The following is a 17,126-nucleotide window of genomic DNA, read 5'->3' on the forward strand; positions in this document are numbered from 1 at the left end:
CACACCCTGGCTGCCGGCCACCGGCCGCGCGACGACGCCTCAGAAGAAGGTCAGTCGGTGATCACCGGCCAGGCGTAGGCCAGCAGGGCGCAGGCGGCGCCCAGAAGCGCGAGCGAGACACCCCTCGTGGGGAGCGGCAGAGCAGCGAGCACGATCAGGATGACGGCGACAACGTAGAGAAATGCCTGGACCGACATGGTGCTCTCCTCAATCAGGGGTAGCGGGCGGCTGCCTTCAACCGCCGGGATACCCCCCGGCGTGATCTCGGAAAACCTCCTGCTGATCACGGTTCGGCCCACAGTGGTGCGTCCGCGGTGTCTACGTCGCGCGCAGCAGCGCCTCGGCGCCCACCGGTCGAAAACCCGCCGCCTGGAACGCGCGCACGCTGCGCGCGTTGCCGACGGCCTGCTGGGCCCAGACCGGCTGACCGTCGGGCACCAGGTGTCGGGCGGCCGTCGCCAGCGCCCTTCCCAGACCCCGGTGACGACGCTCGTCGTCGACCTCTGTCGCCGCCTCCCATCGGCCGGCCACCCCGCGGCCGAGCACGACCACCCCACCATCGGCGGCCCAGACACGGATGTCGTCACGACGTCGACGTGCCCTGACCTCGCGAGGATGACCCGCGTCGGCCAGCTCGGTCAGCGGCAGTGGAGGTGGCCCGTCAAGGCTGCTCGCCACGGTCAGCAGATCGATCGTGTCCATGGAGCGCCGAGTTTGGTCGAGCAGTGCACCCAGGAAACGCGGATTCATCGTGGCCGCCAGTGGGTCGCACTCGACAGTCGCCAACGTACGGCGTACCCACTGGGGGTCCTCGTCGGTGAACACCACCGAGTGTCCGGTGAAGGCGATGACTCCTGCGTCACGGCGGCTTGGTTGTGGCACCACTGTGGTTCCACCGTCCGGTGGCGGGAAGTGCCCGTGCGCCGCCGCGTCCAGGATGTCGGTCAACGTGCTGGCCATTGTCGCCCTCTCCTCGGTCCCCCGACCGCGCGGCTGCCGAGGGCGGACGCGGCGATGCGCGTCCCGCCCCTTGTCACCGCGCGACCAAACAGTCTTGAGACATCCTGCCGCGCGAGGTGAGCAGCTGTGGGGCCCGCCGTGATGTGATCAAGATCAATGACGATCAAGGGTGTGACCCGGCCTCCGGATCACACCCTTGACACATTCGATGATCTGGACGGGCGCCGCCGACGGCCCCGCCCGCTACCCCGAAGGGTCAGCAGCCGATCCGGCTCGACCCCAGCGCGACGTCGTCGTACCAGAGGGTGTCGGCTCCGCCGCCGTAGCTCTCCCAGCCCAGCTTCAGGTCGGTGAGCTGCGGCCGCCAGGTGCGGTTGTACCACTGGCCGTCGATGTCGTGCGTCGGTGAGCCGTCCGCCGTCAGACCGGGAATGGCGGTCCCGTCCACCCAGGTACGCAGCTGACCGGCCGCGCCATCCACCATGAACTCCACGCAGGTCCACCGGTTGGTGGGCAGTGGCAGGCTCTGCGCCACCCCGGCCGGGCTCTGCTCGGGCAGAGTCGCGTCGTCGGAGGCGCGGTTCCACTGCAGGGCGCCGTTCTGGCCACCCAACCGCAGATCCTTGTTGCCGTCGGCCGCGTCGGCCATCGCCATCATCGTGGTGTGTTCGGTGGGTTGGGCGGTGGTGTGCCGCACCCAGATCCGGCCGTACCGGACGTTGCCCACGCTGCCGAGGTTCTTCGTGGATCTGATGAAGACGTGGTTGCAGTACCCGGCGGCGCCGTTGATCCGGACCGACCGGCTGCCGCTGCGTGCGGTCGCCGTGTCGATGGTGGCGGTACCCGCGCCGGAACAGTCCGGGCTCGCCACGGTCCAGTCACCGGATGGCGTCGAACCGGTCTGGCCCTCGAAGCCGTCGCAGAGCACCGCGCCGGCACACCCGGCCGGCGGCTCGGTGGTGGGCGGAGGCGTGGTCGGCGGAGGCGTGGTGGGCGGCGGGGTGGTGGGTGGAGGCGTCGTCGGCGGCGGGGTGGTCGGCGGCGTGGCGCCGTTGCACAGCACGCCGTTCAGGCTGAACCCGGTCGGGGCGCCACCGCTGGTGCCGTACGTGCCCTGCAACCCGAACTCGGTGGAGCCGCCGGCCGGGATGCTGCCGTTGTACGACGCGTTGCGGGCGGTCACCGTCGATCCGGACTGGCTGACAGTGGCGTTCCAGCCGCTGGTGACCCGCTCGTCTCCGGCGTACGTCCAGGTGACGGTCCAACCGGAGACGGCGGCGTCCCCCGGGGAAACCTTGACGGTGGCGGTGAATCCGCCGGGCCACTGGTTGGGTGTGTAGTCGACCCGGCAGCCCTGGGCGGCGGCGGCCGGGCCGGTGAGCACTGCCGCTCCAGTGGTGGTCGCGGCGGCGGCCAGCGCGGCGGCGACCACCAGGGTCGCGGCGGGGCGGGCACGGAGAATCGTCATGAAGGGTCCTTCTGCCATCGAGCTGAGCGGAGGCGGCACGGCGGCGCGTCCTGGACGGACGCGGCGCGACAACGTGCCCTGGATGCGGCGCGGCGGTGCGCCACAGCGACCGGTCGCGCGTACGACCGAAGTGCCCGGCTCGGGGTGGACCTGTCAGCCGCCGACGGCCCGGTCCCCCGGGCCTCGGCGGCGCCCATCCTCAATCTATTGATACACGACTATCTAATCAAGCGTCGGGTGGAGGCAGGTGACGACCGGCGGGGCGGCTTATTCGATGGCAGGGCCGGTCCCGCCTGTGCCAGGCTGGCCCGAAGACGGCCCGGGCCACGAACGGCCCGGTGTCATGACGGGACCGACCCGACGGGAGCACAGCGATGCGAGGCCTCGACACCTTCCCGCCCATCCGGACGCGAGCTTTCGAGGACCCGTCAGCCCATGCAGACCGTCAATCTTGGCATTCTCGCCCATGTCGACGCCGGTAAGACCAGCCTGACCGAGCGCCTGCTGCACAGCACCGGCGTCATCGACCAGCTCGGCAGCGTCGACGCGGGCACCACCCAGACCGACACCGGCGAGATCGAGCGCCGCCGGGGCATCACCATCCGCAGCGCAGTCACCTCATTCGCGGTCCGTGACCGCCAGGTCAACCTGCTCGACACCCCGGGGCACAGCGACTTCGTGGCCGAGGTCGAACGCGCGCTCGGGGTTCTCGACGCGGCGATCCTGGTGCTGTCGGCCGTCGAGGGGGTCCAACCGCACAGTCGGCGGATCATGCGAATTCTCCGGTCGCTCCGGCTACCCACGCTGATCTTCGTGAACAAGATCGACCGGGTGGGCGCCCGCACCGACGAACTGGTCGCGGACGTGCGCCGGCTCCTGACCCCGGCCGTCGCCCCGCTGGGCACGGTTCACGCGCCCGGCACTCCCGAGGCCGCCTTCCGGCTCTACGACCCACGGTCCGACGGCGAGGCACACCGGCTCGCCGAAGCCCTCGCCGAGCACGACGACCGGTTGCTGGCCGCAGTGGTCGACGACCTGCCACCCGATCCGAGCCAACTGGACGAGGCACTACGTGCGCAGGCCGCCGCCGGCCAGATCCACCCGCTGCTGTTCGGCTCGGCGCTGTCCGGGGCGGGCGTAGCCGAGCTGCTGCAGGGCATCGCGGCCCTACTGCCGGCGTCGCCACCAGCGGAGCCCGAGCCACGGGCCCGGGTCTTCGCCATCGAACGCGACGCCGCCGGCGAGCGGGTCGCGTACCTGCGCGCCTACGGCGGGCAGTTCCGGGCGCGGCAGCGGGTCGTGGCGTACCGCCGGGAGCCGGACGGTCGGATCACCGCGACCCGCGCCCGGATCACCCGGCTCGACCGGGTCGGCGCGACCATCGACCGGGCCGAGCCACCCGGGCGGGGGCACGGGCCGACCGCGCTGACCGCCGGGCACATCGCCCGGGTCGCCGGGCTGACCGGGGTACGCCTCGGCGACCAGCTCGGCAGCCCGGCCGGCCTCGACGGACGGTCGTACTTTCCGGCGCCGACCCTGGAGGTGGTGGTCCGGCCCCGCGACCCGGCGCGGACGCTGGCGCTGCACGCCGCGCTGCTGGCCATCGCGGACGCCGACCCGTTCCTTCGGACCCGGGTGGCCCCGGACGGCGGCACGAGCGTGCTGCTCTACGGCGAGGTGCAGCGCGAGGTGCTGACCGCCACGCTGGCCGAGGCGTACGGGATCGAGACGGAGTGTGGTCCGGGTCGACTCATGCACGTCGAGCGGCCGACCGGTGTCGGCGCGGCACTGGAGATCATCGGGCAGGGTTTCTTCGGCACCGTCGGCTTTCGGGTCGAGCCCGGCACCGGTGTGGACTACCGGCTCGAGGTCGAGCTCGGCTCGCTGCCGCTGTCGTTCCACAAGGCCATCGAGGAGGCCACCCGGGCCGCGCTCGACCAGGGACGGCACGGCTGGCCGGTCACCGACATCAGGGTCACCCTCACCCACAGCGGCTACTGGTCACCAATCACCACCGCAGGGCACTTCCGGGATCTGGCCCCGTACGTCCTCATGCAGGCGCTCGCGGAGGCCGGCACCCGGGTGTTCGAGCCGTGCCGCCGGTTCGAGGCCGAGGTGCCGACCGACCGGCTCGGCCCGGTCACCTCATACCTGGTCCGGCTCGGGGCCCGGATCGACGGCACCGACCCGATCGCGGCCGGCTGGCGGATCGGTGGGCTGCTACCCGTGCGGGTCGAACCGGAGGCGCAGCGGCGACTACCGGACCTGTCCAGCGGAGAGGGGTTGTGGTCGTCGGTCGCCGGCGGCGACCGCCCGGTGTCCGGCGACCCGCCGGGCCGGCCCCGCACCGACGGCAACCCGTTCGACCGGACGGAGTACCTGCGATTCCTCGCCCAACCGAGAACGCGGTCATGACTCGTCGCCTCCTGGCGCGGTGTGACGGGCGAAGGCGCAGTTCGGGGAATCGGTCGCGTCGCGACGAGAGAATCCTCGGGCGATGTCGATTCGCGGGCCGCTCATTCGACGAGTGCGTGCGAGGGTCGAGAGGCGGCCCCGTCGGATGAGGAGAACACGATGTCGAAGTACATGTTGATCATGCGGGGCACCGATGAGACGAACGCGGCCATGATGGCCGACCTCGACGAGATGATGGCCGCCACACGCCAGTTCATCGAGGACATGATGAAGGCCGAGGTTCTCGTCGCGGCCGAAGGGCTGGACGATCCGCGCCAGGGCGTCGTTGTCGACTTCGGTGGCGCGGCACCGGTGGTCACCGACGGTCCGTACGGCGAGACCAGGGAGTTGTTCGGAGGCTACTTCCTGCTCGATGTCGCCACGAAACAGGAGGCGGTCGCGTGGGCCACGCGGGTCCCGGCGGTCCGCGGGTCCAAGATCGAGGTCCGGCGGGTGGCCGAGGCCGACGAGGTCCCGCAGGGCGGCGAGAGCAACGGTCAGGTCTGATGGGTACGGCCGACGTCGAGGCCGTCTGGCGGATCGAGTCGGCGCGGATCGTGGCCGCGCTGACCCGGTTCACCGGTGATTTCGGGCTGGCAGAGGACGCGGCCCAGGAGGCGGTGGCCGAGGCGCTGGTGTCCTGGCCGCGCGCCTCTCCGGCCAATCCGGCCGGGTGGCTGATGGCCACGGCCCGGCGGCGGGCGATCGACGCGATCCGCCGCCGGGTCGCCCTCCACGAGCGGTACGCCCTGTTGGCGGCCGATCCCGCGCTCGATCAGGACATCGACATCGACACCGACCGGATCGACGACGATGTGCTGGCGCTGATGTTCGTGAGCTGCCACCCGGTGCTCTCCCGCGAGTCGCAGGTGGCGCTGACCCTGCGGGTGGTCGGCGGCCTGTCCACCGAGGAGGTCGCCCGTGCGTTCCTGGTGCCGGTGCCGACCGTGCAGGCCCGCATCACCCGGGGCAAGAAGGCGATCACTGCGGCCGGGGTGCCGTTCGAGCTGCCGCCGGCCGGTGAGCGCCGCGAACGGCTGGGCGGTGTGCTCAACGTCCTCTACGTGATCTTCACGGAGGGATCGACTGCCACGTCGGGCGACCACCTGCTTCGCCCCGACGTGGCGTACGAGGCGATCCGGCTGGCCCGCACACTTGCCGCGCTCCAGCCGGACGAGCCGGAGGTGCACGGCCTGCTCGCCCTGTGCGAGCTGACGGCCGCGCGTTTCCCGGCCCGTACCGACCCGGACGGCACCCCGATCCTTCTTGCGGACCAGGACCGCCGGCTGTGGGACTTCCCGGCGATCCGCCGTGGGCTGGCCGCGCTGGCCAGGGCAGCGCAGCGCGGCCTCGGCCCCTACGGTCTACAGGCCGCGATCGCGGCCACGCACGCGTCGGCGCCCTCGGTCGAGGAGACCGACTGGGCCCGGATCGTCCGGCTCTACGAGACACTCGGCAGAGTCGCGCCCTCGCCGGTGGTCGAACTCAACCGGGCCGTCGCCGTCGCCATGGCCTCGGGTCCGGCGCCAGCCCTGGCCATCGTGGACGCGCTGATCGCCGCCAACCGGCTCTCCGGGTCACACCTCGTCCCGACCGTGCGCGGCGAGCTGCTGACCCGCCTCGGACGGCTTCCGGAGGCGCGCGCCGAGCTGGAGCTGGCCGCCCGGCGCTGCGCCAATCAGCGCGAACGCTCGGTGCTGCTGCGTAAGGCGGCCGCGCTGAGCTGACCTAGTGGTCGTTCAGCATGAAGAAGAGCGTCTGATGCTCGACGTCGAGGAATCCGACACGCCATCGTGTCGACGGATTCGACTCGTTGTACAACGTGCTGTGCAGCCAGGTCGGCGCGGTCGGCAGGAAGGGCACGAGGGCCGACCACGCGTCCGTGGGCTTACTGGAGTGGGACAGTTCATCCAGGTCGACGGAGGACCAGGGCCGAAATTCGTACCGCTCTGCCAACGCTCTGGTGTCTTCCGGCCGCAGCTTGATCACACCCTGGTACTCCCAGTCCGTCGGGCCGGGCGCTCTGGAACACGGATTGCCGCCAGCACGAACCTGCCAGTGGATCTCGAGGTAATCGCCGAGGTCCGGCATCTCCTCTGGCGGATCCCAGCGGTCGGTCCGAACTTTCGCCTCGGCGACCTGCAACGACTTCTGGCACGAACGCATGTCGGCAGGATCATCTCGGACGGCCAGGATTCCGGCCGCGACGCACCCGCCGGCCACCAGCACCATCGTGGCAACCGTGACGGAGGCGACCACCAGCACCGGCCTGCGCGTCTTCATGGTCATCAGACTAGGAGGCCAGGACCAGCCGTCGCCACCCGAGACCGAAGTGCGCGGTCAGGGTCAGGTCAGGCGGATAATCGGGCGGGCCGAGACGTCTGAGCTGGAGGTTCGCGTGCGCGTGATCCGTATTCTCCCCAACCTTCCGGTGGCTGACATCGGCGCCGCGAAGGGTTTCTACACCGACTTCCTCGGCCTCGGCACCGAGGAGTTCAGCCTCGGCTGGGTGGCCCGCTACACCTCGCCCGACGCCGACAATGGCGTCGGGGCCGCCGCCGTGCAGCTCGTCTCCGGCGACGCGACCGCACCCGAGGACTCGGTCATCAGTGTGCAGGTGGATGACGTGGACGGCGCGTACGCGGAGGCACAGCGGCTCGGCTACGAGATCGTGCACCCGCTGACCACCGAGCCGTGGGGCGTGCGCAGGTTCTTCGTCCGCGCTCCGGACGGCAACGTCATCAACGTGGCCGCTCACCGCTCCTGAGGAAACCCGGGCCGTCCCAGGGGATTGACCCTCAGTGGCGCCCGTTGTTAACTGCACATCAACGATGTGGATCGATGTTCATCCGGATGCCGCCAACCCGGCACGGTGACGCCGCTCCGCGTTGTCTCGACATCGCCCTCGTTTCGGCGGACGCGGGCACACCGGGGCACTTCCCGGGGTGCGAGACCTGCATCCGCACGACGATCCAGAGGAGATCGTGTCGATGAAGTTGACTCCGCTCGCCGCCGCCGTCGTCACACTCACCCTCGCCGCCGGTGCGGCGACGGTGACCTCGGCCCCTGCCGAAGCCGCACCGTTGGGCAAGGTCCTGGTCTTCTCCAAGACCGCCGGCTTCCGGCACTCCTCCATCCCCAACGGCATCGCCGCCATCCAGCAGCTCGGAGCGGCGAACGGCTTCACAGTCACCGCCACCGAGGACGCGGCGACCTTCACCACTGCCAACCTCGCCCAGTACCAGGCGGTGGTCTTCCTCAGCACCACCGGGGACGTGCTCAACGCGGGCCAGCAGGGCGCCTTCGAGGCGTACGTGGGCGCCGGCGGGGGTTTCGTCGGAGTGCACGCCGCCGCGGACACCGAGTACGACTGGCAGTGGTACGGCGGGCTGGTCGGCGGGTACTTCGCCTCGCACCCGGCCACCCAGCAGGCGACAGTGCGGGTCGAGGACCGGGCCAACGCCTCGACCGCGCACCTGCCGTCGACCTGGACCCGCACCGACGAGTGGTACAACTACCGGGCCAACCCCCGCTCGGCGGTCAGGGTGCTGGCCAACCTCGACGAGTCGTCGTACACCGGTGGGTCGATGGGTGGTGATCACCCGATCACCTGGTGCCACAGTTACGGCGGCGGACGCTCCTGGTACACCGGCCTCGGCCACACCGAGCAGAGCTACACCGACCCGAACTTCACCCGGATGCTGCTGGGCGGCATCCAGGTGGCGGGGGGCGCGGTGGCGGCCGACTGCCGGCCGGAGCCCGGCTACACCCCGCTGTTCGACGGCACCCAGGCCAGCCTCGGGCAGTGGCGGCAGGCGGGGCCGGGCGGCTTCACCCTGGCCGACGGCACCCTCACGTCGAACGGTGGCATGGGGTTGCTCTGGTACCCGGTGCGTACCTTCGCCAACTACTCGCTCAAGGTCGACTGGATGATGCCGGGCGACGACAACGGTGGGGTCTTCATCGGGTTCCCCGATCCGCAGGGCGACCCGTGGGGCCCGGTCGCCGCCGGTCACGAGATCCAGATCGACGCCACCGACGGCGACCCGACGCGCACCACCGGCAGCGTCTACGGCTTCCAGGCACCCAACCAGGCCGCTCGCGCGGCGGCGCTCAACCCACCCGGCTCCTGGAACACCTACGAGATCGGCGTTCACGGCCAGCGGGTCGAGATCTGGCTCAACGGCGTCAAGATCAACGATTACGTCAGCAGCCGGGCCATCGCCAACGGCTACATCGGGTTGCAGAACGACGGCGCCGGAATGGACATCAACTATCGCAACGTGCGGATCAGGACCGACGGCCCGAGTGAGCCGCCCGCCACCGACCTGGCCCAGGGCCGGCCGGTGACGGCGTCCAGCGTCGAGCCGGGCAGCGCGCACGCGGCGGCCAACGCCGTGGACGGCAACACGACCACCCGCTGGGGCAGCGCGTACGCCGACCCGCAGTGGATCACCGTCGATCTGGGAGCCTCGTACGCGATCAACCGGGTTCGGCTGGCCTGGGAGACGGCCCACGCGAGGGCGTACCAGGTCCAGGTTTCGCCGGACAACGCCACCTGGTCGCCGGTGTACACGACGACCACCGGCGACGGCGGCGTCGACGACCTCACCGTCACCGGCACCGGCCGCTACCTGCGGGTGTACGGCACCCAACGCGCCACGCAGTGGGGCTACTCGCTGTGGGACCTCAACGTCTACGGCACCGCCGTCGGCAGCACGCTGCTCTCCCGGGGCAAGCCGGTCACTACGTCCAGCGTGGAGCCGGGAAGCACGCACGTGGCGGGCAACGCCGTGGACGGCATCACGACCACCCGCTGGGGCAGCGCGTACGCCGACCCGCAGTGGATCTCGGTGGACCTCGGCGCGTCCCGCGCCCTCGACCGGGTCCGGCTGACCTGGGAGGCGGCGTACGCACGGGCTTACCAGATTCAGGTCTCCCCGGACAACGCCACCTGGTCACCGGTGCACACCACGACCACGGGCGACGGCGGTGTGGACGACATCGCCGTCTCGGCGACCGGTCGCTACCTACGTGTCCAGGGCAGCCAGCGGGCTCTGCCCGCGTACGGCTATTCGCTGTGGGAGCTGGAGGTGTACGGCCGCTGACCGCAGGCCGGCACCTGCCCTAGCGCAGTTCCACAATCCTGGCGCGGGTGTTGGCTGGGGCTTCGGGGTGCCCGCGCTCGACGTCGGCCCGGACGTCGGCCACGGTCCTGCCGGCCAGCTCCCGCCGCCAGGCCAGGTCGGCGCCGCGCATGGCCTGGGCGAACGCGCATGACTGTCGATAGTCGACGCCTGCGTGCTCGCCCGGCCCCTTGCCAAGGATCTGGTCGCACTGGAACAGCTCCTCCGGGCCCTCGATCGCGGCCACGATGTCCAGCAGAGAGATCGCCGTCGGGGGCCGGGCCAGTTGGAAGCCGCCGCGCGGCCCCGAGGTCGACGTGAGGATCCCGGCCCGGGCCAGGGCCTGGAGCTGCTTGTTCAGGTACGCCGGCGGCAGCTCGTAGAACGCGGCAAGGGTGCTGGTCGGCACCGGAGCGTCCAGCCAGCTCAGGTTGAGGCACGTGTGGAGGGCCCATTCGACGCCCTGACTCATCCGCATGATCCTGGACTCTACCTGTCCAGAATTTGTGACGCAGGCCATGATCACTGGCGCTGACGTATTCTGGACACCTAATGTCTAGGAATCGACCAACGACGAAGGAGTCGACAATGACTTTGGTACGCGCGGCCCAGGCCGAGGTTCTCGACAGCGACCCGGCCAGCGTGATCACGCTGCTCCTCGACCCCGAGCACACCGGCGGTGCCCTGACCAGCAACCGCACCCTGCTCAAGCACGGCACCGACGGTGCGCCGCCGCACCTGCACACCCAATCCGGTGAGCTGTTCTTCATTCTCGACGGCGCCCTTGAGATGCTCGTCGACGATGAACTGCGCACCCTGCACAAGGGAGACGCGCTCTTCGTCCCGCCGAACACCCCGCACGCCTTCGCCCCCGCTGACGGCCAGGACGCCGACTTCCTCGTCGTGATCACGCCCGGCAAGCCCCGGTTCGACTACTACCGACTGCTCGACAAGGTGCACCTGGGCGAAGCCACCTGGCAGGACGTCGGCGAGACCCAGGACCGTTACGACAACCACTACGTGGACAGCTCGTTGTGGGCAGGTCGGCACGGCTGAGCGCCCTGACGTGTTCGTGCAGAAGTTGCCCCGTCGGCGCGGGTGGTCCGCACCGACGGGGCAACGGTTCTCGCGGGGCGCTACCTCTTGGCGATTTTGATCGTCGCGGTGCGGTAGTTGTTGCGCTTGTCGTTCTTCGTCGGGTCGTAGTTCTTCTCGATGTTGCCGGCGCTGTCGACCGAGAACCAGCGGAACGTCGTCGTCTCGGTCACGTGGAACACCTGCCCCGGCTCACGGAACTCGGTCGCCGCGTAGCGGGGCGACTCGAGCGTGGGCCGGCTGCCGTCGGTCGTGTAGTAGATGGTGGCCGGCTCGCTGGTCTCGAAGCGCACGTCGACAGGCCCGGAGTAACGCCCCGCGCCGGGGACCAGCTGGGACGTGGGGTTCTTGTTGTCCCTGCCCCAGTCCGCCGCGACCCGGAACATCTCCATGATCCCGTTGGCGTACTCCATGGTCTCGGCGTGGCCACTGACCAGCTCGGGGTTCCCGTCCCACTCCGGCTGGAACGAACCGCCCTGCCAGTCGCCGGTGGCCGGGTTGTAGACGGAGCCCCCGACCTCCCAGCCGAACGCGTAGATCCCGTAGGTGTGGTACAGGTCCTCGCGTACGTTGCCCGCCGAGGAGTACAGGACGTCGGACGAGCCGCCGACGTTCTCCGGCGTGACGACGGTTTCCCGGTGGGCCTTGACCTGGGACAGGATCCGGGCCGCGGACTGCCAGTAGAACGCCTCGTCACCCAGCGGCGGGCGCGGCGTGGTGATCCGGCCGTCCGCGATGTAGGCGCCGGGCTGCCAGAAGAGCTGGCCGCCGTTGGAGTGCACCGACATCATGAACTTGATGTTCTTGTACTTCTCGACCAGCCAGATGATGTTCTTCGACTCGGGCTCGGACAGCTCCTCCGGCCCCTGGTAGGTGCCACTGACGCAGTTGGTCGACCCTCCCGCGTAGCCGTCGTGGCCCGACCCGACCCGGTAGTTCCGGTTCAGGTCGACGCCCCAGGAGTTCCGCTGCCCAGGTTCGGCGCTCGCGTCCGGGCAGTGGTTCGTCATGTTCTTACGCTGGGAGGCGAAGTTGTAGAAGCTGTAGTTCGCCCCGTCGGGGTTGTTGGACAGGATGAAGAAGACGTCGGTGTTCTCGACGATCTTCTTCGTCTCCCGGTCGGAGCGGTAGTTGTGCACCAGACGTTCGGCCGACTCCAGGCTGGTCGTCGCCGGCACCCACTCGCGGGCATGGTCCTGCGCCTGGATGAGGACACCGGGCTTCTTACCGTCACGGTGCTTGCCGATCCGCAGGACCGGGATCGTCGCCGGCCCGCGCGGCACCTCGCCCTCCGGTGCTCCGACGCGCTTCTGGTCGAGGAAGTCGGTCAGCGCGACCGGGCCGGCCGTCGGAGCGACGATGCCGGTGCCCTCGTTGGCGCGGTACGGGTGCGCCCGGTCGATGAGCCCCGCAGAGCGGGTCCGCAGCGCCTCGGCCACCTCGACTGCCGTGCTCGTCGGTGCACCAAAGGCGTCCGTGGCGAGCAGGACACGGACCGCCGCGCCGGTGACCTCCACCGCCAGCGGGAGATCCGGGTCCGGCCGGTCCACGAAGTCCACTGTGATGTCGTTGCCGCCCTGGTGACCCCACGCGGCCGAGGAGACGACGACCGCCGACTGCCCCGTACCGCCGATCTGGGCCTGCGCCTTGCGTTGGTACCCGTTCGTCTGGTTCGGCAGGTAGACGATCTCGGCGATGTCCGGGTACTGCCGGGCGATCTCCTTGGCCCGGCTGTAGAGCTGCTGAGGGTGCCGGTAGCCGTCCACGAAGTCCGACTTGTAGGACGGGTTTGCCGTCAGCGGCGGCGGGGCGCCCTCCAGCCAGTTGGAGACGACGCCGGTCGCGACACCACCGGTGGAACTCGTCAGCTTGATCTTGTTGGGGCGTACGTCGAGCTTGAACAGGTTCCGGTGGAACATGTACTGCCCCGAGTCGACGAACCGGCTCATCGTCCGGGCGAAGCCGAACGGCGTGCCCTTCCCCGAGTCGTTCTCCAGCTGCATCCCGACGATCGGGTCCTCCTGCTGCCCCTCGGTGGTGCGCGCCTCGACGTAGAGGAAGCCCTGACCCTTCGTGGTGAACCAGTCGGCGCGGACGACGCGTACCGTCGCGTCGTGGTTCGCCGGCTGGAGGGCCCGCGCGCTCGCCGCGTCGATGCCAAGGCCACCGTCGGCCTCGTCGCTCCACGCGAAGCCCGCGTCGTCGCCGAGCACCTCGACGCCCATCGCCGTGAGTTCGGTGACCTGCTCGGCGGTCACCACCGCTTCGCCCTCGATGCCGTCAGGCACGCGCCGGAGGCCGTGTTCGAGGTCGATGCCGGCCGCGGACACCTTGTCCAGCATGTCGGCACCGGTCAGCCTGACGTGCACGAGGCGTACCGCTGCACGATCCTCAGGCTGGGATCGGCTGGCGGCGGCTGCGAGCCCCGTGGGATCGGCGCCCGCAGGGCCGGTCGTCACGAGGATGCTACCCACCAGGGTGGACAGCGCGAGTAGCGCGATGCGCCGTTGTGATCGCCGCATTCCCCCTCCTTCTGCCTACGACGGGTGATTGCCGGCGGACCGGTCCGGTGAGCGTATGCGGGTGGGCGGCTTCGATGGATCACGTCGATCGAATTTGAGCATTCCTTGAGGCGACAGTCGATGGGCGTCCCGCGCCGCCACGTCCGTACCCCCGGCAGCCTGTCCCCCGGCGGAGGGAGCGCCTCCCCTTCCGTCGGGGAGGAGACCTGGTCCGCAGCCGGCGATCGTTGGTCCATGGCTGGTGGCTGGTCGCTCGTCGCCATCTGCGTCTACTTCCTCCTGAACCAGAGGTTCCACCTGGTGCAGAGCGGCTGGGTGGGCATCGGCGACGACGAACCGGTGCACCCGCCTCCCGGTTGGGAGGTGCTCCGCTACTACGCGCCCATGCTCGCGTGGGGCCCGCTCGTCATATCCGTGGCCGCCGACTACCGCCGGCGCGCAGCCATGATTCGAAGAATGGAGAAGGCATGAGAATCCGCAGGATGCTCGTCACGATGCTCGCCGGGACCGTGGCGAGCGAGGGGCAGGCCGAGGTGACGTGCATCAGCGTGGTGGGCAACACCGCACTGGTGACCGCGGTCGTGCCGGAGGGCGGAAGCCCGATGGTCAACCACGTCTTCGTTGTCAAGATCATCGAAGGTGGTCCGGGTCGGGCCGACCAGATCGAGACGCTCCAGGCCGGCGGCGATCCAACGAGGCCCGCCAAGCGGTACTGCATCGACACCGCCCCGTACAGCCTCTCCCGCTACCCGGTTCGACCTGGCGGCTACGCGTTCGGGTCGTGACGTTTCCGCGCCTGCGGGAGCGGAACGTCCGGTCCTATTCTTGCGCGGCGTCGTGGCGAGCCCTCGTCGCGTCGGGTGTGCCGCAGCGGTCAGAACGTGGCGATCGGGTTGACCGGGCTGCCGGACGTGCCGGCGAAGCGAACCGGTGCGACCGCCAGCTGGAAGTCCCACTGGCCAAGCTCGGCAGCCGTCGTCGCGCAGGCCTCCAGGTCACAGTTGTCGAGCATCCACAGACCCATCGCGACGAGGCTCACGGCGTGGACCGGCATCAACACGTCGTCGTACCCCGACGGTTGAACGTCCTGTGGGGTGTCGGCGCCGATCAGCGCCACCCCCCGTTCGTGCAGCCACGGCAGGCAGGACGCGTGCCAGCCGGCCTGGGTGAAGCCGCTGGCCGCACCGTTCTCGTGCCGGAAGCGCCCGTAGCCGGTCCGCAGGAGTACCGCGTCGCCGGGTCGTACCCGTACGCCCTGGCTGCGCTCGGCCTCTTCGAGGTCGTCGGGGAACACTCCCTGGCCCGACTCCAACCACGGCACACCGTGGGCAGCCGCAACGTCGAGCAGGACACCACGCGTGAGGATTCCATTCGCGGCCGCCGTGACGGCCGCCCACGCCGAGCCCGTCGCGGGGTCGACGAACGAGTGCGACCGTCCGTTGTACATGGTGCCGTCCCAGTAGATGTGGCACGGCGAGTCGAGGTGGGTGAGGGTGTTGCCGTGGAACGAGATGCCGAGCCGCTCGGACGAGAAGCCCCAGCGCCGGTCGGCGTGGAAGGCGGGCGGCATGTTCTCCGCACCCGGCATGTCGGCGGTGCACGGGCACGTCGTCGTCGACCGTTCCATGTCTCCCGGTGCGGTGACCTCCCAGGCGCAGGACACGCTCCTGCCGTGCCGCACAGCCCGCGCCGCGGCGAGCCGGACGTCGTCGGTGATGTGGTTGAGCGTGCCGAGTTCGTCGTCGTCACCCCATCGCCGCCAGTTCGACAGCGTGTCGAAGTACCCGAGCACTTCGTCCTGGGTCGGCAACGGTCGTCCTGCCGTCATGTCAGCATCGACTCCTCTGGTCACGCGGTACCGAGGCACCGCAGGTCAGGGTAGTCTGCCGCTTGATCGACGGACGATGACCTCAGGCAGCGCGGGTGCGGTGCCGCCCCTGTTCTAATCACTGAACTCGGTCACCGAGAGCGTCTCGTCCAGCCGACCGGCGGCGAGGTCGTCGTGGCGGATGCTCAAATCCCGCGCAGCACGACCAAACTGCCCCTGATGATCCATGGGCCAGCACGATCCACACCGGAGACACCCCACCTTTGCTCTGCACCCGCCCATGCGCCAGTTACGGACCGTGCCCGGTGCGTGGGCGGGTGCAGAGCAAAGGGCGGATTCCCGGCGCGGAACACCATGCGGCGGGCCGCTAACTCGGCTGGGGGACGAGGCATCGCTCTGGCGAGGGATGCTGCGCGCGCTCGGCGGTGCGATGGTCAGGCCATGACCGGTGGTAACTGCGCCGAGCGGGGTGGGCTGGGATGACGATGACGAAACATGCGGTCCGGGTGGCTCGGATGTTCGACGGCGAACGGCTCGTGGACGGCGGGGTGCTGGTCCTGCTCGACGAGGGGCGCATCGCCGAGGTGCACCTGGGTGACACCGAGGCGCCGGAAGGCTGGCCGGTGCGCGAGAAGCCGAACGGCACTCTGCTACCCGGCTTGGTGGACGCGCACGTACACCTCTGCGCCGACGCTGGGCCCGACGCGCTCGGCCGGCTCGTGGAGCGTCCCGAGTCGGACCTCGACGAAGTCGTCGAGGCGTCACTGCGAACGCACCTGACGGCTGGCGTCACGACTGTTCGGGACCTGGGCGACCGGCGTGGCGCGGTGCTAAGTTGGCGGGATCGGCGGGTGCGGGGCGACCTGCCAACGGTGGTGGGGTCCGGCGCGCCGCTCACCAGCGTCGGCGGGCACTGCTGGTCGTTGGGGGGTGAGGCGAGCGGTGTCGACGAGGTCCGCGAGGCCGTACGTCTGCGGGCGGCGTCCGGTGCCGATCTGGTGAAGGTCATGGCCAGCGGTGGGGTGTTCACCCCGGGCACCGACACCACGAGGCCTCAGTTCACCGACGAGGAGCTGACCGCCGCGTTGACGCAGGCCCATGATCTGGGCCTGCCGGTGACCGCGCACGCGCACGCGCTCAGCGCGGTCGAGCAGGCGCTGCGCGTCGGTGTGGACGGCATCGAGCACTGCACCTGCGTGACCTCGGCCGGCGCCCGGGTTCCCGTGGAGCTCGCGGACCGACTGGCCGCGTCCGGGGTGGCGGTCTGTGCCACGCTCGGCACCGACCCGGCCGTGGTCACGCCACCGGAGGTGGTGGACATGGCGGCGCGGGCCGGGCTCAGCGAAGCCGCGCTGCGCGACGGCGTTGCCACTCTGCACCGGGCCGGGGTCCGCCTGGTGGCCGGTTCGGACGCGGGCCTCGGCCCCGCCAAGCCGCACGGGGTCCTGCCCGAGACGCTTGTCGAGTACGTGGCCTGCGGTATTCCCGCCACCGCTGCCCTCACCGCGGCGACCTCGGTCGGCGCGGAGGTGTGTGGTCTGGGGCGGCGCAAGGGCCGGATCCGCGCCGGATTCGAGGCCGACCTGCTGATCGTGGACGGTGATCCCACGAGCGACATCACTGTGCTGCGCCGCCCGCTCGCGGTGTACCGCGCCGGTCTGCCGGTGAGATGA

General features: G+C 70.2%; 16 protein-coding genes. 9 read left to right on the forward strand and 7 right to left on the reverse strand.

Annotated elements, in window-relative coordinates; all coding sequences use genetic code 11:
* Positions 1-50: 50 nt before the first annotated feature.
* The 3 genes from ACFYPG_RS04295 to ACFYPG_RS04305 form a co-directional block, all read right to left on the reverse strand.
* The gene (locus ACFYPG_RS04295; RefSeq protein ID WP_167337290.1) at positions 51-197 is read right to left on the reverse strand and encodes a hypothetical protein; all 147 of its coding nucleotides are present in this window, start codon (positions 195-197) and stop codon (positions 51-53) included.
* Positions 198-318: 121 nt separating this feature from the next.
* On the reverse strand, positions 319-960 hold the full coding sequence (locus ACFYPG_RS04300; RefSeq protein WP_387350172.1) for a GNAT family N-acetyltransferase: 642 nt from the start codon (positions 958-960) through the stop codon (positions 319-321).
* A 256-nt stretch (positions 961-1,216) separates the two neighbouring features.
* Positions 1,217-2,428 carry a cellulose-binding domain-containing protein gene (locus ACFYPG_RS04305; RefSeq protein ID WP_387350174.1) on the reverse strand — a complete coding sequence of 404 codons (1,212 nt, stop codon included), beginning with the start codon at positions 2,426-2,428 and terminating at the stop codon, positions 1,217-1,219.
* Between the two features lie 435 nt (positions 2,429-2,863).
* Between ACFYPG_RS04305 and ACFYPG_RS04310 the strand changes: the two genes are divergently transcribed.
* The 3 genes from ACFYPG_RS04310 (at position 2,864) to ACFYPG_RS04320 (ending at position 6,609) form a co-directional block, all read left to right on the forward strand.
* Positions 2,864-4,843 (forward strand): translation factor GTPase family protein, encoded by a 1,980-nt coding sequence (locus ACFYPG_RS04310; RefSeq protein WP_355006290.1) that lies wholly within the window; start codon positions 2,864-2,866, stop codon positions 4,841-4,843.
* A gap of 159 nt (positions 4,844-5,002) precedes the next feature.
* On the forward strand, positions 5,003-5,389 hold the full coding sequence (locus ACFYPG_RS04315; protein ID WP_387350176.1) for a YciI family protein: 387 nt from the start codon (positions 5,003-5,005) through the stop codon (positions 5,387-5,389).
* Positions 5,389-6,609, forward strand: a complete 1,221-nt coding sequence (locus ACFYPG_RS04320; RefSeq protein ID WP_387350178.1) for an RNA polymerase sigma factor — start codon at positions 5,389-5,391, stop codon at positions 6,607-6,609. Before ACFYPG_RS04315 ends, ACFYPG_RS04320 begins: the two co-directional genes overlap by 1 nt.
* A 1-nt stretch (position 6,610) precedes the next feature.
* Here ACFYPG_RS04320 and ACFYPG_RS04325 read toward each other — a convergent pair whose 3' ends face one another.
* On the reverse strand, positions 6,611-7,171 hold the full coding sequence (locus ACFYPG_RS04325; protein WP_387350180.1) for a hypothetical protein: 561 nt from the start codon (positions 7,169-7,171) through the stop codon (positions 6,611-6,613).
* A 115-nt stretch (positions 7,172-7,286) separates the two neighbouring features.
* Between ACFYPG_RS04325 and ACFYPG_RS04330 the strand changes: the two genes are divergently transcribed.
* Positions 7,287-7,649 carry a VOC family protein gene (locus ACFYPG_RS04330; protein WP_387350181.1) on the forward strand — a complete coding sequence of 121 codons (363 nt, stop codon included), beginning with the start codon at positions 7,287-7,289 and terminating at the stop codon, positions 7,647-7,649.
* 223 nt (positions 7,650-7,872) lie between these two features.
* Entirely contained in the window at positions 7,873-9,990 is a 2,118-nt protein-coding gene (locus ACFYPG_RS04335; protein ID WP_387350183.1) for a ThuA domain-containing protein, read from the forward strand.
* 19 nt (positions 9,991-10,009) lie between these two features.
* Here the strand turns inward: ACFYPG_RS04335 and ACFYPG_RS04340 are convergent, their stop codons facing one another.
* A complete protein-coding gene (locus ACFYPG_RS04340; protein WP_355006296.1) occupies positions 10,010-10,486 on the reverse strand; it encodes an Rrf2 family transcriptional regulator in 477 nt (158 codons plus the stop codon).
* A gap of 110 nt (positions 10,487-10,596) precedes the next feature.
* Between ACFYPG_RS04340 and ACFYPG_RS04345 the strand changes: the two genes are divergently transcribed.
* A complete protein-coding gene (locus ACFYPG_RS04345; protein WP_387350185.1) occupies positions 10,597-11,064 on the forward strand; it encodes a cupin domain-containing protein in 468 nt (155 codons plus the stop codon).
* An 80-nt stretch (positions 11,065-11,144) separates the two neighbouring features.
* Here the strand turns inward: ACFYPG_RS04345 and ACFYPG_RS04350 are convergent, their stop codons facing one another.
* Positions 11,145-13,625, reverse strand: coding sequence for a M14 family metallopeptidase (locus tag ACFYPG_RS04350; RefSeq protein ID WP_387350187.1), 2,481 nt, complete (start codon positions 13,623-13,625; stop codon positions 11,145-11,147).
* Between the two features lie 234 nt (positions 13,626-13,859).
* Here ACFYPG_RS04350 and ACFYPG_RS04355 point away from each other — a divergent pair, with 234 nt between their 5' ends.
* Both ACFYPG_RS04355 and ACFYPG_RS04360 read left to right on the forward strand, forming a co-directional pair.
* Complete coding sequence (locus ACFYPG_RS04355; protein WP_387350189.1) at positions 13,860-14,096, forward strand: hypothetical protein; 237 nt, start codon at positions 13,860-13,862, stop codon at positions 14,094-14,096.
* Positions 14,093-14,410, forward strand: a complete 318-nt coding sequence (locus ACFYPG_RS04360) for a hypothetical protein (protein WP_387350190.1) — start codon at positions 14,093-14,095, stop codon at positions 14,408-14,410. The genes ACFYPG_RS04355 and ACFYPG_RS04360 overlap by 4 nt, the downstream gene beginning before the upstream one ends.
* Positions 14,411-14,499: 89 nt before the next feature.
* Here the strand turns inward: ACFYPG_RS04360 and ACFYPG_RS04365 are convergent, their stop codons facing one another.
* Positions 14,500-15,453 (reverse strand): cyclase family protein, encoded by a 954-nt coding sequence (locus tag ACFYPG_RS04365; RefSeq protein WP_387350192.1) that lies wholly within the window; start codon positions 15,451-15,453, stop codon positions 14,500-14,502.
* Positions 15,454-15,938: 485 nt separating this feature from the next.
* On the opposite strand from ACFYPG_RS04365, the gene ACFYPG_RS04370 reads away from it, so the two are divergent.
* Complete coding sequence (locus tag ACFYPG_RS04370; RefSeq protein WP_387350194.1) at positions 15,939-17,126, forward strand: amidohydrolase family protein; 1,188 nt, start codon at positions 15,939-15,941, stop codon at positions 17,124-17,126.

This window comes from Micromonospora sp. NPDC005553, assembly GCF_042871765.1.
In the GTDB taxonomy this organism is placed as follows: Bacteria; Actinomycetota; Actinomycetes; order Mycobacteriales; family Micromonosporaceae; genus Micromonospora.